The 18866-nt window shown below is 54.0% G+C and carries 14 protein-coding genes, 4 tRNA genes and 1 riboswitch; of the genes, 5 read left to right on the top strand and 13 right to left on the bottom strand.

Annotation, left to right across the window (positions count from 1 at the left end; translation table 11 throughout):
• Positions 1–103: 103 nt before the first annotated feature.
• Positions 104–2632, bottom strand: coding sequence for a hypothetical protein (locus VQ575_RS06635; protein ID WP_325919317.1), 2529 nt, complete (start codon positions 2630–2632; stop codon positions 104–106).
• Between the two features lie 998 nt (positions 2633–3630).
• Here VQ575_RS06635 and VQ575_RS06630 point away from each other — a divergent pair.
• Positions 3631–4671, top strand: coding sequence for a hypothetical protein (locus VQ575_RS06630; protein ID WP_325919315.1), 1041 nt, complete (start codon positions 3631–3633; stop codon positions 4669–4671).
• Positions 4672–4699: 28 nt separating this feature from the next.
• A complete protein-coding gene (locus tag VQ575_RS06625) occupies positions 4700–5113 on the top strand; it encodes a very short patch repair endonuclease (protein ID WP_325919313.1) in 414 nt (137 codons plus the stop codon).
• A 204-nt stretch (positions 5114–5317) separates the two neighbouring features.
• Here VQ575_RS06625 and VQ575_RS06620 read toward each other — a convergent pair whose 3' ends face one another.
• From VQ575_RS06620 to VQ575_RS06605, 4 genes are all read right to left on the bottom strand, one after another.
• The gene (locus VQ575_RS06620; RefSeq protein WP_223416374.1) at positions 5318–5959 is read right to left on the bottom strand and encodes an Eco29kI family restriction endonuclease; all 642 of its coding nucleotides are present in this window, start codon (positions 5957–5959) and stop codon (positions 5318–5320) included.
• Entirely contained in the window at positions 5956–7173 is a 1218-nt protein-coding gene (locus VQ575_RS06615) for a DNA cytosine methyltransferase (protein ID WP_223416375.1), read from the bottom strand. Before VQ575_RS06615 ends, VQ575_RS06620 begins: the two co-directional genes overlap by 4 nt.
• A gap of 93 nt (positions 7174–7266) precedes the next feature.
• Positions 7267–7875 (bottom strand): DUF4113 domain-containing protein, encoded by a 609-nt coding sequence (locus tag VQ575_RS06610; protein ID WP_325919311.1) that lies wholly within the window; start codon positions 7873–7875, stop codon positions 7267–7269.
• A 588-nt stretch (positions 7876–8463) separates the two neighbouring features.
• Positions 8464–8540, bottom strand: a tRNA-Arg gene (locus VQ575_RS06605).
• 526 nt (positions 8541–9066) lie between these two features.
• On the opposite strand from VQ575_RS06605, the gene VQ575_RS06600 reads away from it, so the two are divergent.
• The gene (locus VQ575_RS06600) at positions 9067–9393 is read left to right on the top strand and encodes an Arc family DNA-binding protein (protein ID WP_010226671.1); all 327 of its coding nucleotides are present in this window, start codon (positions 9067–9069) and stop codon (positions 9391–9393) included.
• 119 nt (positions 9394–9512) lie between these two features.
• On the opposite strand, the gene mgtE is transcribed toward VQ575_RS06600, so the two are convergent.
• Entirely contained in the window at positions 9513–10955 is a 1443-nt protein-coding gene (gene mgtE, locus VQ575_RS06595) for a magnesium transporter (protein WP_045156698.1), read from the bottom strand.
• A 321-nt stretch (positions 10956–11276) separates the two neighbouring features.
• Between mgtE and VQ575_RS06590 the strand changes: the two genes are divergently transcribed.
• Positions 11277–11762 carry a cell envelope protein SmpA gene (locus VQ575_RS06590; protein ID WP_080942570.1) on the top strand — a complete coding sequence of 162 codons (486 nt, stop codon included), beginning with the start codon at positions 11277–11279 and terminating at the stop codon, positions 11760–11762.
• Positions 11763–11809: 47 nt separating this feature from the next.
• Here VQ575_RS06590 and VQ575_RS06585 read toward each other — a convergent pair.
• The 7 genes from VQ575_RS06585 to ltaE form a co-directional block, all read right to left on the bottom strand.
• A tRNA-Arg gene (locus VQ575_RS06585) sits at positions 11810–11886 on the bottom strand.
• 72 nt (positions 11887–11958) lie between these two features.
• A tRNA-Arg gene (locus VQ575_RS06580) sits at positions 11959–12035 on the bottom strand.
• 107 nt (positions 12036–12142) lie between these two features.
• Positions 12143–12233: transfer RNA gene (locus VQ575_RS06575), tRNA-Ser, on the bottom strand.
• Positions 12234–12295: 62 nt separating this feature from the next.
• Positions 12296–12484: a carbon storage regulator CsrA gene (csrA, locus tag VQ575_RS06570; RefSeq protein ID WP_003178872.1), complete on the bottom strand. Its 189-nt coding sequence runs from the start codon at positions 12482–12484 to the stop codon at positions 12296–12298.
• Positions 12485–12669: 185 nt separating this feature from the next.
• Complete coding sequence (locus VQ575_RS06565) at positions 12670–13911, bottom strand: aspartate kinase (protein ID WP_039591870.1); 1242 nt, start codon at positions 13909–13911, stop codon at positions 12670–12672.
• Positions 13912–13996: 85 nt separating this feature from the next.
• Positions 13997–16621 (bottom strand): alanine--tRNA ligase, encoded by a 2625-nt coding sequence (gene alaS / locus VQ575_RS06560; RefSeq protein WP_325919310.1) that lies wholly within the window; start codon positions 16619–16621, stop codon positions 13997–13999.
• A gap of 146 nt (positions 16622–16767) precedes the next feature.
• The gene (gene ltaE / locus VQ575_RS06555; RefSeq protein ID WP_325919309.1) at positions 16768–17772 is read right to left on the bottom strand and encodes a low-specificity L-threonine aldolase; all 1005 of its coding nucleotides are present in this window, start codon (positions 17770–17772) and stop codon (positions 16768–16770) included.
• A 269-nt stretch (positions 17773–18041) separates the two neighbouring features.
• A riboswitch (FMN riboswitch) is annotated at positions 18042–18209 on the top strand.
• 101 nt (positions 18210–18310) lie between these two features.
• Here ltaE and VQ575_RS06550 point away from each other — a divergent pair.
• On the top strand, positions 18311–18820 hold the full coding sequence (locus tag VQ575_RS06550; RefSeq protein WP_039591867.1) for a 6,7-dimethyl-8-ribityllumazine synthase: 510 nt from the start codon (positions 18311–18313) through the stop codon (positions 18818–18820).
• The last annotated feature ends 46 nt before the right edge of the window (positions 18821–18866 follow it).

The following is an 18866-nucleotide window of genomic DNA, read 5'->3' as shown; positions in this document are numbered from 1 at the left end:
TTTGGCCGTAAAAATACCACTAGGGTGAGTAAGGAGTTAGCAAGGTTCATGTACAACGGAGATGCGCAGACTGTAGGCCATCCAATTCCACATCATTATTATATCATTTATTATTTAAAGCTTTTTGATCAAACCTTAGCTTTTGCGTGATCGGCTTACAATCATCCATGGCAATTCCTAAATCAAGATCGCACTCGATTATCTGTTGAACCTTTTCAGCTTGATCCCATGAAACTACAGTCAGTTCAACGTGCCTCTTCCTGTCGGTATAGGACAGCATTTGCAGATACCTCTTCTGACAAAGCTTATAGACGCGCACTCCTTCGATCATCACTCTGACCTTCGACAATCCAAGTGACTTTAGCAATTCTGTGACGATAGAGTAGCGCTGGCGCTCAGTCTTAACATTGATTTTTGTATTGATGAGCCGGAGTTGCTTAAAATTCAATTCGTTTTGGAGGATGAACGCACATGTCTCCTCAAGACCATGGGAATGAATGATCCCCCTTCCCTCTTTGTCGATACCCAGCCGGTCTAAAGCACCCGAGATCATCCTCCTGCTTAACTGATAGTGTTTAGAATCAATTCCAATCGACTCGTCATGCGATTTCATTTTTTCAAAATCGGTTTCATCCAGAACCCAACATGCCATGTTACGTATTTTTGGCACACCGATGCCTTCATTATAGAATTTTATATCATTTTCGTTGATATCTTCCCTCGCCTTACCGGTAGCATCAACAACCGCCAAGAAGTGGTTATGATAATAATCTGAGTCACTAAGCACACCTTTGATTCTGTCTTCATTCCCAGTTATTAATGCAGCTATACCTGCATTAACAGTTCCTGCAATAACTTTTTCTTTGACCTCCTTACGACCGTTCTTGAAGATTTTTACGGCCTCTGCATCAGCGTCTTGTTCTGTTCCTAAGCGGGTGATGGTAAAACCATCAAGCTCAAAGCTTAGAGAAAGCCACTGCTGGAAATTGTTTTTCTCAAGAGACCGTAACCTGATGCACTCGATGGAGATACTGTCGAAGATAGTGTCACCACTGGCATTGAATAACTCAATGCAACCCTTCCTCTCCACACAATATGTGGTTATTGAAGAAATACCGACTGTTATTTTCTCGGATGTCCTATCCCTACGAGTAAATTGCTTAGCATCATCAACACTTACAACCCCATTAAAAATACAAAAATGATCATCGAAGTGAGTTTCTGTGATACTAACAGATGATTGCATTGAAGGACTGTGCGTTAAAACATCATATTTTTTAGCTTCGACGTTCGGATTATCCAAAAACCTTCTGACCTCTGGGTAATCCTTCGTTTTCTGCGTAAGAAGGAGAACGCGCTTACCCCGGTCTTTTGCGATTTTAGCGACAGTTTCTGCAATTCTCCGAGAATCAGTGCCGACCACAATTCTTCTATTCGCAGTCAGCGAGCGGAGGATTTCACGCTGTGTTGACTCGACAGAAGCCAGGCAAATATTGACTCCAGAATAATCTGTTAAACCTTGAGTATAATGAATTGGCCTACCAGCCAGCCTTATGAAATTCATCAGAACATCATTGACGAAAGCCTCGCACACAAGCACTAAGCGAGCTGTTTTCATAAGAGAAACAATTTGGTGAAAAACGCTGTAGCGATCTCCAGTAAAGCCTTTCTGCATAAGGTGACGCACGACTTGAGAGCCTTCATCGATTACAAGAATGTCGCTTTGGGCGAGATGTGGTTTGTAGCGCTCGTGATCGCACTTATTAACTATCAGAGACAGTGCGTGTAGTTGATCTTCTCTGCCTTCGATCTTTTCATCGCTATACTGTTCAACGAGATCACTGATCGCATTTGAGCGTGCAACTGCGATACGATGCGTAAGAAATGTTGGTTTTTTTCCCGATAAAATGCCATCCGCAATAACATTCCTGATGACGTGCAGAGTTTTGCCCTTCCCCAGACCATCTCCAAGCACATGGATTCCGCCCTCGACAAAGATTCGTTTAGCGTATGATTCCAACTCCTCAGAAGCAGCGGGGCCAGGCTTTTTCTGCGTTAAAAAGTGGGCAACAATCTGTGAGTCAGTGGTTATCTTCGTACTCTGCTGATATCTTCTTACGTCTCTATCAACCGTTTTTTTGAAAAAATTAGATGCGCCTTCTAGTGCCTCATCTAAATCAGCAAACTCACAACACATCATCGCCGCTGTAATTTTCTCAAAAGCTTTTTCGCGAGTAATCAAGAATGGAACTTGCCGCGCTATAGACTCAATAAATCGCTTTCCATTTTTAAGCGCACCAGCGCTAGCGGCGTATTCGTCGATTTCAAACGACGAAAAGCCTTTTAAGCTTTCGATATGGGCACCATTGATAAAGTACAATCCAGCACTGTAAGCGCGCGCAAGATCATAACGCTCAGCGTAATTATCTGCCGAAACGCAGATCGACACAGACCTTCCTGAGCCTCTGATTTTTTCTGAATAAAGTCGTACAACCACTTCAAGATTTTTTTCGGTTGCTTTCACATAAGTCAGGACTTCGCCCTCAAGCTCTTCAGCACCTACTAGAATCACCGAAGAATTTAGTTCATTTATTATATGCTCCTGATCTAACCCCCCATAAAGCCTATTCATTGCCATTAACCTTTTTTTATAATTTTACGCATCTCCAGCGCAGCGCAAGATTGCACACTTTTATAATAACACCTCTTTTCATCACCAAAACAAGAAAAGCGGAAAAATTTAATTTTTTATCAAAACACACCGACATCAAATTGCAATCATTACTGTTCGCTCATGGAAATCTAGTTATCTGTAATACCCGCTTCGCAGAATTCAACCAGTGGGTGGTTAGGAATCATCCGATAAATTTACCACTTCTTCCTATTTTATATATAAATATGAGGAAGTGGTAATCAAGCAACACACTCCATAACCTCCTGGTCATCTTCGGCGAAGCCGGCACTACAATCGACCATAAAAATCAAACTATACATATGCTATGATAAATATATGATGATTCACCAAGGGCAAAGGATATGCACAACACTACACTGATCAACTATGTATCAAACAGATTTCTAAGCGAAACACAGGCATCTCAACATCTAATGCGAAGCAAAGGAACGCTGAGGAACTGGCGAGGACGTGGTACTCACTCAGATATTCTGCCTGCCCACCTCACGAAAGAAGGCGTCTTTTATAGGTTTGAAGACGTGCTCTCTTTCGACGAGAGGAGGAGAAAAAAACACGAACCTCACAGGTACCCACGAATATCTGTTCTGCTCAACGACGTATCTCTTCCCGATATCGACCCTACCACTCTCCTCACCACATCAGAGGCAGCCTTGGCTTTCGGCATATCTAAAGCTTCATTGCAGATCTGGCGGTCAAAATGGCAATTTCTTGATGTGCTACCAGCCAATGGACGCAGCCTAAAGACGCATTACCTCGCAAAAGACTTGGCGACCTTCATCCTTGAAGGTCGTAAATACTGGAAGGCTCAATCCATTATGCGAGATCACCAGTACCGTCCACGCTCCAAGCGAACCGCCTAACGCCATCCTTGACGAGTCACTTTCTTGAGTTATTATTATGCCAGATATTTATTTAAAAGTCAATGGTAAACTCACATGACAGCTCCATCGTCAAGGAAAAAATCAGCAGGCCGTCCAGCGCTAGGCCCGCTGGAAAAACAACGCCGGCTCGTCGCAAGGCTCTATGAGAACTGTGACGAGCTTGAGCGCGTGCTGCGCGAAGACGCAGGTCTCGTCGATGCCCAGGATGAAGTCGAAAAATACTTTCTCGAAAGCACCCTCCGTCAGCGCTTGAGTCTCGCTCGCGAAGCAGCGATGTGGGAGCGCGGTGAACACCCTGTTGCGGCGAAAGAGATCCGCCAGAAGCTTAATCTCTTCCGTCAGCTTGGCTATACAGAAGAGACGTGGAACGCCCTACCAGACGAGAAAAGACGTCTAGCACCTGGCAAACCAAAAATGCCAAAAGAATTGGAGCTTGCTCGCCTAGAAATCGAGCGTGAGCTTGAACAGAAAAGACTTCGCGAAATGGAAGCTGAAGCTGGAGAACCCCCTGCCGACCTTACCCAGCTGCAAGTGCAGCATGGTAAAAATGCAACTGGGCGTGCCGGCAAGGACACCCTGGGCGTGCTAGATAAGCAAATGCACATCGCAATCTACAAACGTCGCGATCTTCTCCTTCGCCATACTAAAGCGATAGAAGCAGGCGAGAAACCGAAAGGCAGACCGCCCAAGGCCCTTGCGGATCGCTACGAGTACTTCACCTCAATAACGGAGCATTGTCATCGGCAGATCAGAGACCTTGAATCTAAACTGCCTCTGCTCGATCTCCAGCGCCGCCTCATCAAGCGCATGCGCGATGCAGCAACACGCACCCGGCTTCGTATCAAAACAAGCCTGGGAGCGGACTTAGTTACGCTCAAGCTCGACCTCCAAGTCATCGAAAGTCGTATCGAAGAAGAAGTCACCCGGCTCAACGAATTTGTTGCCAAAGACCAGTTTTTTGACGATGAACAACGTGCGTCGCTGCGAGAATCTGTGATGATCCGCATTGGACAATTTGATTCGAAAGAAATGTATGAAGAGTTCAATGACCGCAACGCATTTGCCAACAAAATGATGGAATTTGAACGAGAGTAAAAAACCTTTTCCTGGTGCAAGATAAAGCATGGATACCCTAAGCCCACACCAGCGCAGTGAACGTATGGGTAGAGTTCGCTCCACCAACACGATGCCTGAAATGTTAGTGCGGCGGCTTGTGTTCGGTATGGGCTATCGCTACCGCCTGCATAGGAAAGACCTGCCGGGAAAACCGGATCTTGTGTTTCCGTCAAAACGGAAGATCATTTTTGTTCACGGTTGCTTTTGGCATAGGCACGATGCCATAGATTGCCGCTTAGCAAGACTACCCAAGTCGCGTATAGATTTCTGGCTGCCTAAGCTTGAGGCCAACCGAAAGCGTGACAGTCTCGTTGCTGGACAGCTACAAGGCCTCGGCTGGCAGGTGTTGACCATTTGGGAATGTCAGCTCAAAGATTTAGAATCCCTTGCGCTAAAGATCCGTGAATTCCTGGAGTCGTAGAGTAAGCATCCGGCCGATACACCTTCCTGATACCAACGCTTAGGGCGATGGTGTCTACCTATACGCGGACACCATCGTCCTTAATGCTGGAGTTCGGAAGATGACTTCCCCACAACGCTTACGTCGTAGAGGTGTTAGGCGAAAACGAGGATAGCGGAGGCTCCCTCCAACTGAAAAAAAAGCCCCCTGTTAAGGAGGCTTCGATCAATCACCTTCGGCTTCGATAAATTGCGTCGAGAGCACCGGAGGGACATTCCTCAGATAAACTTCAGCTTCTCTACCGATTTCTTCAGCCGTATCTTTGTGAGGCGGCAGCTTTTCAGCCCATTTCCGACCCGGATGAAGCGTATCCCATTTTGGTCGCATCCCTTTCTCCCGCCCGCTGCCGGGCGTATGGTTACCAAACCCATCAATCAGAGTGTTCCAAACGGGGGTGAAGCGAGTAATTATTAAGGATTCCCCCAGAGGAATCCAAATATCGTCAACAACTAAGAAGCGGCAGTAAAAATCTTCGATTTTGAGCTGTGTATTCTTGATGCTGCCAGCGTGCTCACGCAGCCTTTTCAGCAGCGCCGGTTCCATTTCCTTTTCTGTCTCAATCCCACGCCTAGATCCTTTGGGAACAGCTTTTCCGACGTAAATAGGCCACAAGAACAATCCGTTCCTGTTCATCTTCGCCATATTTTCATAGATCGGCAGGTCACCGGTGTAATAGATGGCGTATACGCCAGCACCTACAAATTTGGGCAGACTCCCCAGCGGATGCACCTCTTTTGTAAGCAGTGCTTCCGCAACACTCGCGCCGAGATTTTTCTTATCCAGAGGGTTAAATGGAACTACGGTCATGCAACGTTCTTCCCTTTTTTGTTGCTGCTGGCTTTTTGAACTTTATCAAGCTCTGCAAGCAGTAGCTTCTCCGCAACACTGGATGCCACTTGCTGAGCCAGCAACACAGGCACGGCATTACCCAGTTGTCTCATAGTTTCCGTCCAACTGCCGTGAAATTTAAAGCCGTCTGGGAATGTCTGAATCCGAGCGCTCTCACGAATTGTAAAGTACCGAACATCTCCGTTTTCTTTGACAAGCATGTTCTCGCCACCGGGAACACCGTGATCTCCTGCTTTCAGCGTTTTGGCTGGCAAATCAAGCGGGCTCCCTGTGTGACCAGGATATGAACGAGCACCGCCTTGGAACCCGTGATTCGATATCTTCAATGCTGCCTTTGTTTGTGGATCTGGTAGATCACAAATTGCATCCCGCACAGTACGCCAAGGCTGAGTATCCATTGGCAGGATACTGTTTTTCATCTTCTTGATGCGAGCAGCCAGCTTCTCTGGAACCGGGGGCATCTTCATGCCATGTCGCTCCCAGTAGCGACCTGTAATCCACTGCGAGCGCAGTAGCGCCTCATGGCTGTGAGTTGGTTTAGGAAACGACCACTCGATACCCAAATCGTCGCGAAAGCCGACGATGAAAACCCGTTCACGCTTCTGAGGAACGCCATAGTCAGCCGCGTTCACAAGGGTCGGGACGACGTTATACGTCAGCCCTTTGCCTTTCTTCTTCCCGCTCGTATGTTCAGCTTGGAGACGCTTGAAGTGATCATCCCAAAGCTCATCCTTGCGGTGTGGAAGCTCTGGAAACTCAAGTTGCAGGAGAATGTATTGGTAGTAATTTGCAAATGCAGCACGAGTCAGGCCCTTCACGTTCTCGACGATGAAGGCTTTAGGCTTTAGCCTGCGGATGATATCTACCGTAGCCGGGAACATGTCCCGGCTATCATCATAAGCTTGATGCTTACCGCCAATAGAAAATGGCTGACATGGAGGACCACCAGCAAGAAGCTCTATTCCTTCTGGAATCGATGCCCAGTCGAAGGTGCGCACGTCTCCCTCGTGCAGTGTCCAATTGGCAACGAGCGGATAGCCGCGCTTACGGTTCTCCCGAACTGTATCGCATGCCCATTTGTCCCACTCAACGACAGCAAGGTGTTCGAAACCAGCTATCTCGCATCCCATTGCCAGTCCGCCGGCTCCCGCAAAAAGCTCTACCGATCGCATCGGACATCCTCTCAAAAACACTTACAAAAAACCGCAGCATAGTACCAGTCGATGCTAGCGATGTCGTCAAATAACGGCTCCGTCCTGGCTAAGTCAGCGCAAGGAAAAAGTACCCCAACTGCCTGTAGATACCGAAGAAAGTTGCCCCCTCCTCACCTCCCATTCCCTCCCTCCTTCGCTGGTTGTGCCGATCCGCACAGCCCCTCGTCCAAACCGTACATTCAGGGCGTCGATGACCTCCATCAGCCTCCCAGCGTTACACCGAGCAGGCATAGCAAAGAGATCAAATGTATCCCCACCCCACACCTCTTCGACAGGAGCGATCTTGAGCTGCTTGTCACATCGAACAGGGTCGGTCAGGTAAACCACACCACCTGTCTTCTGCCACTTCCTTGAAGCGAAATTGACGAGTTTTACCCAGGTCTTGGTATGACCTATAGCGGAGCGACCGGGGTCAGCTTTTCCGACGCGATTCACGACCAAGACATCGTGCTGGTAGATACCGAGGCCCGCCAAAGCGTCACTGTCGGCGACCCAAAGCCATTTATGCTGGGGGGCACCACGGCCAACGAATTCGTCGATACTCAAAGGCCCCTGCTCGTGATCACCAGCAGGGCTCTGGAACCCGGTTATCTTCAATTTTTCGGGTGACAGGCGGAGGCGCTCTATGCGGCAACCGGGGGTCAAAAATGCGGTGTTCATCGGGACGCTCCAGAATACTGTACATATAAACAGTATAGTCGGATTATTTCGAATCCCAAGGGGGTCAGCGATGTAAGGCGGCGTGGAGATTTCAGGCAGGTACACACGGACAGGTGAGCATGTGCAGATCTATTTCCGATTCCGTAGGCTGCCCTTCACGTTCTCGGCGGTACCGCTGCTGATGAGGTGGCTTGGATGCCTTGGGGAAGACGACGGGAACGGGCCGGCAAGAGGCCTGCTTGCGGTTGGGCGAGGCTAAGCTCAATACAATAAGGGAAGTGGGAAAAGCACAGGCCGACTCGCGCCTTCATTCCAGCTGTGCGCTTCATGGAGAAAGATGAGGTAAAGGTGAGTCACTGATTCAACATAGCCGATGGCCAAGCAATTGAAGGTGTGGTGATCGGCAAGGGTGAGCAGCTGCGGCTCTATGTGATTACGACCGATGCGCCTGATGGGCAGGCTTGGGTATCTGATCGCTGGCCATTGTTCACTATTTAGCCAAGCGAGAAGTAGTAACCAAAGTAGTTACCAAAATTAGAGACCACGCGAGCTTAAAACTCTAGAACACGCTGGAAGCCTTTAAAAATATGGTGTCCCAGGGCAGGTTCGAACTGCCAACCTTCCCCTTAGGAGGGGGATGCTCTATCCAATTGAGCTACTGAGACATGGGTCGACCACGAGAAACGCGGTGCGTTGGACGGCGAGCATGTTAACGGCCACTCTCGCGTTTGTCATGTCGTCGCTGCCTTTTAAGTGTAGGCAAATGGTACGACGCAGGCGTCGCGCCGAGGGAAGACCGCGTAAATACAGCACCATTCATCCATCCCGGACCTGCCGGCCTAGTAAATCGGCATTTTGCCACTATCCTGTACAAAACAAGGACGGCAGGCGTTTTGTTGCGTACCGGTTATCCGCCCAACGGTATGGCACAACGACACGATGCAGTGGTCACAACTGCGGAACCTGTGTGTTTTTTCAAACCAGTCCGCATTTTTTGATGAAGGGTACTGGCATAACGCCTTTACCCGGATCAGAATTTGTCACAGAATTGGCGCCAATGATCTGGCAATTTTGAGGCATGATGCGGGCCTCTTAACAATTCAGGTTGAACATTTGGCTGCGGGTCTTGTCCTATCGACATCCTGCGGCCAATCCCAGAACCGCTCCCCTGAACTAACCGGTTAAATAAATATGCGCCCAATGAAACAGGCAATTTATTCCAGCCGTACGGCTGACAAGTTCGTCGTACGTCTGCCAGACGGAATGCGGGAACGCATTGCCGAGGTGGCTCGTAATCATCACCGCAGCATGAACTCCGAAATCATCGCGCGCCTAGAGCAAAGCCTGATTCAGGAAGGTGCATTGGGTGAAGAGTTGAGCATGCGCCTGGACAGCCCGGAGCTGTCGCTGCATGAGCGCGAGTTGCTCCAACGCTTCCGACAACTTTCCCATCGCCAGCAGAACGCCCTCGTTTCGCTGATTGCTCATGATGCCGAAATGGCCGCGGACGCGTCCTGATCGAGGCAAAGATATTAAAGCCAGCCTAGCGCTGGCTTTTTTTTGTCCGGAATCTGGCGACCAGGAAAAACCGCCCCAGAAAAAAGCCCGCCGGTCAGGCGGGCTTCTTGATAAGCCATTCAGAGCAGGAAAATCGTCGCCAAGCCCAGGAAAATGAAGAACCCGCCGCTGTCCGTCATGGCAGTGATCATCACGCTCGCGCCCATCGCCGGGTCACGCCCCAGGCGCGCCAGCGTCATGGGGATCAAGACGCCCATCAACGCGGCCAATAGCAGATTGAGCGTCATCGCAGCGGTCATGACCACGCCCAGCGACCAACTGCCATAAAGCAGATAGGCTACCACGCCGATCACCCCACCCCAGACGACGCCGTTGATCAAGGCAACCGCCAATTCCTTTCGCATCAACCGCGATGTATTGCCCGTACTGACCTGGTCCAGGGCCATCGCGCGGACAATCATGGTAATGGTCTGGTTGCCGGAGTTGCCGCCGATACCGGCAACGATGGGCATCAAAGCCGCAAGGGCCACCAGTTTTTCAATTGAACCTTCGAACAGGCCGATGACACGGGATGCGACAAAAGCCGTGATCAGGTTGATCGCCAGCCAGGCCCAGCGGTTACGCAAGGACTTCCAGACCGAGGCGAAAATGTCTTCTTCTTCGCGCAGACCCGCCATGCTGAGGACTTCGCTTTCGCTTTCCTCCCGGATCAGGTCAACCATTTCGTCGATGGTGAGACGGCCAATCAGTTTGCCGTTCTTGTCCACCACCGGCGCAGAAATCAAGTCGTAACGTTCGAACGCCTGGGCCGCATCGTAGGCGTTTTCGTCGGGATGGAAGCTCACGGGATCGCTGGCCATGACCTCGGCCACTTGCTTCTCCGGATCGTTGACCAGCAAGCGCTTGATTGGCAGCACGCCCTTGAGCACACCGTCGTAATCGACCACGAAGAGTTTGTCGGTATGCCCTGGCAACTCCTTGAGGCGACGCAGGTAACGCAAGACCACTTCAAGGCTGACGTCCTCGCGGATCGTCACCATCTCGAAGTCCATCAGCGCACCGACCTGCTCCTCGTCATAGGACAGTGCAGAGCGCACACGCTCGCGCTGCTGGCCATCGAGGGCTTCCATCAGCTCGTGGACAACGTCGCGGGGCAGCTCAGGAGCAAGGTCGGCGAGCTCGTCGGCGTCCATCTCCTTGGCCGCAGCGAGAAGCTCATGATCATCCATGTCGGCGATCAGGGTCTCACGAACCGAGTCGGACACTTCGAGCAGGATGTCGCCGTCGCGATCGGCCTGGACCAATTGCCAGACCGTCAGGCGCTCTTCCAGCGGCAAGGCTTCAAGGATGTAGGCGACGTCGGCCGAGTGCAGATCGTCGAGCTTGCGCTGCAACTCGACGAGATTCTGCCGGTGGACCAGGTTTTCGACCCGATCGGAATGCGGACCTTCCTGGCGATGCGTCAGGTCTTCCACGACCCGCTGGCGATGCAGCAGCTCAACGACTTGAGCGAGGCGATCCTGAAGGCTTTCCTGCGTTTTTTTTACTTCTATTTCAGTCATAGGCGAACTCCACTCCCAGCAGTGGAGCACGCCGGAAGGATCAATCAGTTAATTCATGATTGGCAAAACAAGCTGTTGAGTAACTACTGGGTAAGTCCATGAAGATATTCCAAAGCCCCGGCGGGGCTGACGGGCGCAATCATACACCGCTTGGCGCCGTAACACGTTAAAAAATCATGGCAAGAACAAGCGCTTGCGAGACAAACCTGAACACAGGCTGAATGTCTGTTTCTACGACGACTTATTCTGAAAAGAAAACACACCATCAGGCAAAAATGCAGCGGCTAACCTTCTTCATTTACCGCCAAGGAGGACGGTTGCATGCCCTTATGCCGCTATCTGTTTTTACTCGCCACCCTGCCCTGCCTGTCTCCCTGGGCTGCCGATCATGTTGTGCATCGCTGCGAAAACGACGCAGGACACGTCACATTCACAACCCTTAGCTGCGAACAGGGAGACACCCTGACGCTGCAACAGATCCACTCATTCAGCCCAAGCCATATCGAGCCGATGCTGCCCGAAGCCGAAGGCCGGAAAACATTCAGCAACAAAACCAGGCGCAAGGAACCGACCATTGTCGGCCAACTGGAAGACAGCTGTGGAAACCTGATCAACGCCAGCCAACGCCGCGATGCCATCTTGAACCAACGAATCGTCGCCGGCATGAGCCAGAGGGACGTCGTGAGCGCACTGGGCAAACCGGACACGATCAAGGTTCGGAATTCGAGCACGCGGTACACCTACAAAACCAAGAGGGGTCGCAGTGCAGAAGTTGTATTCGATGAGAGAGGGTGCGTAAAAAGCTGAATCGCAGACAGCAAAAAGCCCGCGTTGAACGCAGGCTTTTTGGTGTTTGGTGCACTCGACAGGATTCGAACCTGTGACCGCTCGGTTCGTAGCCGAGTACTCTATCCAGCTGAGCTACGAGTGCAAGTTGTGGTTTTATACCAGATCACAACTGGTTGAAGCCAAGTTATTTGCATTACTGCAAGCAACTCTTAAATGGTGCACTCGACAGGATTCGAACCTGTGACCGCTCGGTTCGTAGCCGAGTACTCTATCCAGCTGAGCTACGAGTGCATTTGTTGCCGCGCATTATAGGTCGTCAAATCCTTTTGTAAAGCGCTTTTTTCAGTAATTTCAATCACTTACCGATCAAGCCAGATTCTAACGCACTAAACGAATAATGGCGGAGAACGGGGGATTCGAACCCCCGACACCCTTTTGAGGTGTACTCCCTTAGCAGGGGAGCGCCTTCGGCCACTCGGCCAGCTCTCCGCAACACGGGGCGTATATTAACCACCTTCATCCCCGTTTGCAAACATAAAAATCGATAAAAATTAATGGCTTGGTTCGTCGTCCTTCTCTTTCTTGATACGCAGGTAGATTTCCTCCCGGTGCACAGCGACCTCTTTCGGGGCGTTGACGCCGATGCGCACTTGGTTTCCTTTGACGCCGAGCACGGTCACGGTGATTTCGCCATCACCAATAATCAGGCTTTCTGCACACCGACGGGTCAGAATCAGCATACCTTTCTCCTCACGCGATTCACTTAAGGGACAACTGTCTGCAAAAAAAAGGCATGGAACCAACAACCGAAACGGTCGCAGCCCACAGGCCTAGTATTGACCAGCGCGCGCAAAAGAACAGTTTTGGGACACGCCATTCAGAAAAACAAAGGGCGCGGTGAAAACCGCGCCCTCGGCACAACGCGTTACTCGCCCTGTCGGGCCGCAGCGTCGAGTTCAAACGCCGTGTGCAGGGCGCGCACGGCCAGCTCCAGGTACTTCTCTTCAATCACCACGGAAACCTTGATTTCCGACGTGGAGATCATCTGGATGTTGATGCTTTCCTTGGCCAGGGATTCGAACATGCGGCTGGCCACGCCTGCGTGGGAACGCATGCCGACACCGACGATCGAGACCTTGGCGATCTTGGTGTCGCCGACCACTTCCCGGGCACCGATCTCGTCGGCCGTCTTCTTCAGTACGGCTTCGGCGGACTGGTAGTCGTTGCGGTGCACAGTGAAGGTAAAGTCGGTGGTGTTATCGTGGGCAACGTTCTGCACGATCATGTCGACTTCAATGTTGGCGGCACTGATCGGGCCGAGGATCTTGAAGGCCACGCCGGGGGTGTCTGGCACACCACGGATGGTCAGCTTGGCTTCATCGCGGTTGAAAGCGATGCCGGAAATGATCGGCTGTTCCATGGATTCCTCTTCATCAATAGTAATGAGGGTGCCCGGACCCTCCTTGAAGCTGTGCAGGACGCGCAGCGGAACGTTGTACTTGCCGGCGAATTCAACCGCACGGATCTGCAACACCTTGGAACCGAGGCTGGCCATTTCCAGCATCTCTTCGAAGGTAATCTTGTCCAGGCGTTGAGCCACGGGCACGACCCGTGGATCGGTGGTGTAGACGCCGTCCACATCGGTGTAGATCTGGCACTCGTCAGCCTTGAGGGCTGCCGCCAGCGCAACACCCGTGGTATCGGAACCGCCACGACCCAGGGTGGTGATGTTGCCGTGCTCATCCACACCTTGGAAACCGGCGACAACCACGACGCGACCGGCCTTCAGGTCACCGCGAATTTTCTGATCGTCGATCTGCAGGATACGCGCTTTATTGTGCGCGCTGTCCGTCAGGATGCGCACCTGGTTGCCGGTGTAGGACACCGCCGGCACGCCACGCTTGATCAGCGCCATGGCGAGCAAGGCAATAGTCACCTGCTCGCCGGTGGACACGATCACGTCCAGCTCACGGGGGACCGGTTGCTGGTCGCCGCTGATTTGCTTGGCCAGATCGATCAGACGGTTGGTCTCGCCGCTCATGGCCGACAGCACGACCACCAGGTCGTCGCCAGCGTCACGGAATTTCTTAACCTTGTCGGCGACTTGTTCGATTCTCTCGACGGTGCCGACCGAGGTGCCTCCAAATTTCTGTACGATCAAAGCCATTTCAAAGCCGCCTCTGCCCATGAAGGGCGCCCAAATAATCAATCAACAGCGGCCGGGCCCACCTCGGCGAACCCGGAGCGCTGTCTTAAATACCCTGCTCTACAAATGCAACGGTCTGGGCCAGTGCCGCGTCCAATGCGCCGGCGTCGGTACCGCCGCCTTGCGCCATGTCCGGACGACCACCGCCCTTCCCGCCCACTGCCGCAGCGGCCTGCTTCATCAAATCACCGGCTTTGAGTTGGCCAGTCAGGTCTTTGGTCACGCCTGCGACGAGAACGACCTTTTCCTCATGGACACCGCCGAGCAGGATCACTGCGCGACCGAGTTTGTTTTTCAGTTGATCGACCAGCGCCAACAAGGCCTTGCCGTCCTGGCCGTCGAGACGCGCGGCCAGCACTTTCACGCCCTTGACGTCCACGGCCTGGCCCGACAGATCATCACCCGCGGCGCTGGCGGCCTTGGCCTGCAACTGCTCGAGTTGCTTTTCCAGCAAGCGGTTGCGCTCCAGCACAGCCGACAGCTTGTCGATCAGGTTGTCGCGACTGCCCTTGATCAGGCTCGCCGCTTCCTTGAGTTGTTCTTCAGCCGCGTTGAGGTACGCCAGCGCCGCTGCGCCAGTGACCGCCTCGATACGCCGTACGCCGGAGGCCACGCCGCCTTCGCTGATGATCTTGAGCAGGCCGATGTCGCCGGTGCGATTGGCGTGGATGCCACCGCACAGCTCGACGGAGAAATCACCGCCCATGCTCAGCACGCGCACGTTGTCGCCATATTTTTCGCCGAACAACGCCATCGCGCCCTTGCGCTTGGCGGTCTCGATATCGGTTTCTTCGGTTTCCACCGGGGAATTCTTGCGGATTTCAGCGTTGACGATGTCTTCCAGCGCCTTGATCTGCTCCGGCTTGATGGCTTCAAAATGGCTGAAGTCGAAGCGCAGGCGCTGGCTGTCCACCAACGAACCTTTTTGCTGGACATGCTCGCCCAGCACCTGGCGCAACGCTGCGTGCAGCAAGTGCGTGGCGGAGTGGTTCAGGGACGTCGCGTGACGAACCTCGGCATCGACATGGGCGGCCACGGGTGCGGCGATCATCAGGCTGCCGGAAGCCAGCACGCCGTGGTGCAGGAACGCGCCGCCGGTCTTGGTGGTGTCACGTACGTCGAAACGCGAGCTGCCTGCCTGCAGGTAACCGCTGTCGCCGATCTGACCGCCGGATTCGGCGTAGAACGGGGTCTTGTCCAGCACGATGACGCCTTCCTGGCCTTCGCTCAGGATGTCGACCGATTGTCCGTCCTTATAGATCGCGACGATCTTCGCCGAACCGGTGGTCGCGGTGTAGCCGGTGAATTCGGTGGCCACATCGACCTTGACCAGGCTGTTGTAGTCCATGCCGAAGGAGCTGGCGGAGCGTGCGCGCACACGCTGGGCTTCCATCTCGCGCTCGAAACCTTCCTCGTCGAGGGTCAGGTTGCGTTCGCGGGCGATGTCGCCGGTCAGGTCCATCGGGAAACCGTAGGTGTCGTACAGCTTGAACACCACATCGCCCGGAACCACGTTGCCCTTGAGTTCGGCCAGGTCCTGCTCGAGAATCTTCAGGCCTTGCTCCAGGGTCTTGGCGAATTGCTCTTCCTCGCCCTTGAGCACGCGTTCGATGTGCGCTTGCTGGGACTTGAGTTCAGGGAACGCCTCGCCCATCTCGGCCACCAGTGCCGCGACGATCTGGTAGAAGAAGCTGCCCTTGGCACCCAGCTTGTTGCCGTGACGGCAGGCGCGACGAATGATCCGGCGCAGCACGTAGCCGCGACCTTCGTTGGACGGCAGCACACCGTCGGCAATCAGGAAGCCGCAGGAACGGATGTGGTCGGCGACCACTTTCAGCGAAGCCTGGTTGTCGTTGGTGCAACCGATGGCCTTGGCCGAGGCGCTCAGCAGGCTCTGGAACAGGTCGATTTCATAGTTGGAATGAACGTGCTGCAGCACCGCGCTGATCCGCTCCAGGCCCATGCCGGTATCGACCGACGGCGCTGGCAGCGGATGCAACACGCCATCGGCGGTGCGGTTGAACTGCATGAAGACGTTGTTCCAGATCTCGATGTAGCGGTCGCCGTCTTCTTCCGGCGAGCCGGGTGGGCCGCCCCAGATGTCGGCGCCGTGATCGTAGAAGATCTCGGTGCAAGGGCCGCACGGGCCGGTGTCGCCCATGGTCCAGAAGTTATCGGAGGCGTAAGGCGCGCCTTTGTTGTCGCCGATGCGCACCATGCGCTCTGCCGGGACACCGACTTCTTTGGTCCAGATGTCATAGGCTTCGTCGTCGGTGGCGTAGACCGTTACCCAGAGTTTTTCCTTGGGCAGGTTCAGCCACTTGTCAGACGTGAGGAAGGTCCAGGCGAAGGTAATGGCGTCGCGCTTGAAATAGTCACCGAAGCTGAAGTTGCCCAGCATTTCGAAGAACGTGTGGTGACGGGCGGTATAGCCGACGTTTTCCAGGTCGTTGTGCTTGCCGCCGGCACGTACGCATTTCTGGCTGCTCACCGCACGGGTGTACGCACGTTTTTCCTGGCCCAGGAAGCAGTCCTTGAACTGGTTCATCCCCGCGTTGGTGAACAGCAGGGTCGGGTCGTTGCCCGGGATCAAAGAGCTGGAGGCTACTCGGGTGTGGCCTTGCTCTTCGAAGAAGCGAAGGAAGGCTTCACGGATTTCTGCGCTTTTCATTAGGTTCTTCCACGGAGGCTGCGGCCAAAGGCCTGTGCAAAACGTCAACAGACGAAGCAACGGCAAAGGGCCGCATTATATCGGCCCTGCGCGTGGGGTACAGCGTGTTTATGCGATAGAAACGGTCAATTGGCCCGGTTGCCGGGTCATTGGCGGGAAAATTCGACGAAAGTGGCGATTACCTGGTCGATTTGCGCCGCGCTCACGTCCATGTGCGTCACCATTCGCAAGCGTGGCGCCGCACTGAGCTTGACGCCCCGCTCATCGGCAAACGCCTTGACCGCCCCGGCCCGCTCGCCCATCTCTACGTAGACCATGTTGGTCTGCACCGGCTCGACCTCGAAGCCCGCAGCCCGCAAGCCCTCGGCGAGCCGCAGGGCATTGGCGTGGTCATCGGCCAGGCGCTGGACGTTGTGCTCCAGCGCATACAGCCCCGCCGCCGCGAGGATCCCGGCCTGGCGCATGCCCCCACCGACCATCTTGCGCAGCCGGCGCGCCTTGCCGATCAATTCGGCGCTGCCGCACAGGACCGAGCCCACCGGAGCGCCGAGGCCCTTGGACAGGCACACCGATACCGAATCGAAATACTGGGTGATGTCCCGGGCATCGACATTCAGCTTGACCGCCGCGTTGTACAACCGCGCGCCATCAAGATGCAGGGCCAGGCCATTCTCCTGAGTGAAACGCCGCGCACGGGCCAGGTACTCCAGCGGCAGCACCTTGCCCTGCATGGTGTTTTCCAGGGCCAGCAAGCGGGTGCGGGCAAAATGAAAGTCATCGGGCTTGATCGCCGCGGCGACGTGCGCCAGGTCCAAAGAGCCATCCGCCTGCACTTCGAGGGGCTGGGGCTGGATCGAGCCGAGCACCGCCGCACCGCCGCCTTCGTATTTGTAGGTGTGGGCCTGTTGGCCGACGATGTATTCATCGCCGCGGTCGCAGTGGGCCATCAACCCCAACAGGTTGCTCATGGTGCCCGTGGGCACGAACAGCGCCGCAGCGAACCCCAGGCGCGCGGCCAGTTCAGCTTCGAGGCGATTGACGGTCGGGTCTTCGCCATATACATCGTCGCCGGTCGGCGCACTGGCCATGGCATCCAGCATGCCGGCGGAAGGTTGGGTGACCGTGTCGCTGCGAAGATCGATAACACTCATGAATCTGGCCTCGGGTTCTGGTGGGAGAATTCCCTTTCGGAGGGCAATTACTGCGGGTAAGAGCAGAATTAATCAAGCCCGGCCCAAGGAATTTCCGTGGCGAGGGAGCTTGCTCCCGCTCGGCTACGAAGGAGCCGCCAGAGATTGGGTCTGCTTCGCATTCCAACGGGAGCAAGCTCCCTCTCCACAGTGCGTGCCCTTGGCTCCTGGTCATGCACTGCATCGGAATATGTGTTAAAAATCGTCCGCCGTCACAAAATGTGGCGGCAAAACGTTCTCAGGGCGGGGTGCAATTCCCCACCGGCGGTAATTGCGCGCAATGCGCATAGCCCGCGAGCGCTTGGCGGCACATCGTTTTTGGGATGTATCGACAAGGTCAGCAGACCCGGTGTGATCCCGGGGCCGACGGTCATAGTCCGGATGAAGAGAGAACGGGATTGACACCCAAGGGCCGCCTGCGACTGTCTTGTGCCCGGCGCACCCTCGAATCCCCTTCGATTCATGACGCCCTGTTTTTCACACAAACAGGAACCAGAACATGCAACCCACCGCAATCGACAGCAAGGCCAAAACCCATCCGGGCGAGCGCGTCGCGTTCATCCAAGCCTGCTGGCACAAGGAAATCGTCGACCAGAGCCGTAAAGGCTTCGTCGCCGAAATGCTCAGCCAGGGCTACCAGGAAAGTGACATCGACTTTTTCGAAGTCGGCGGCGCGTTCGAAATCCCGCTGCACGCCAAGCTGCTGGCCAGATCAGGCCGCTACGCCGGTATCGTCGCCGCCGGCCTGGTGGTGGATGGCGGCATCTACCGCCACGAATTCGTCGCCCAATCGGTGATCAGCGGCTTGATGCAGGTGCAATTGGAAACCGAAGTACCGGTGTTCTCGGTCGTGCTGACGCCGCATCACTTCCACGCTGGGGAAGAACATCAGAAGTTCTTCTTCGAGCACTTCGTGCACAAGGGCCAGGAAGCGGCGAAAACCTGCGCCGATACGCTGCACAAGACCCGGGCATTGCGTCGCAGTGAACAGCGGGCGGTAGCGGTCTAAAAGCTGGAAAAAGCCTGTGGGAGCGGGCTGCCCGTTCCCACATTGG

This window comes from Pseudomonas frederiksbergensis, assembly GCF_035751725.1.
GTDB classification, from domain to species: Bacteria; Pseudomonadota; Gammaproteobacteria; order Pseudomonadales; family Pseudomonadaceae; genus Aquipseudomonas; species Aquipseudomonas frederiksbergensis_A.
This window is presented reverse-complemented; position numbering and strand designations above follow the sequence as displayed.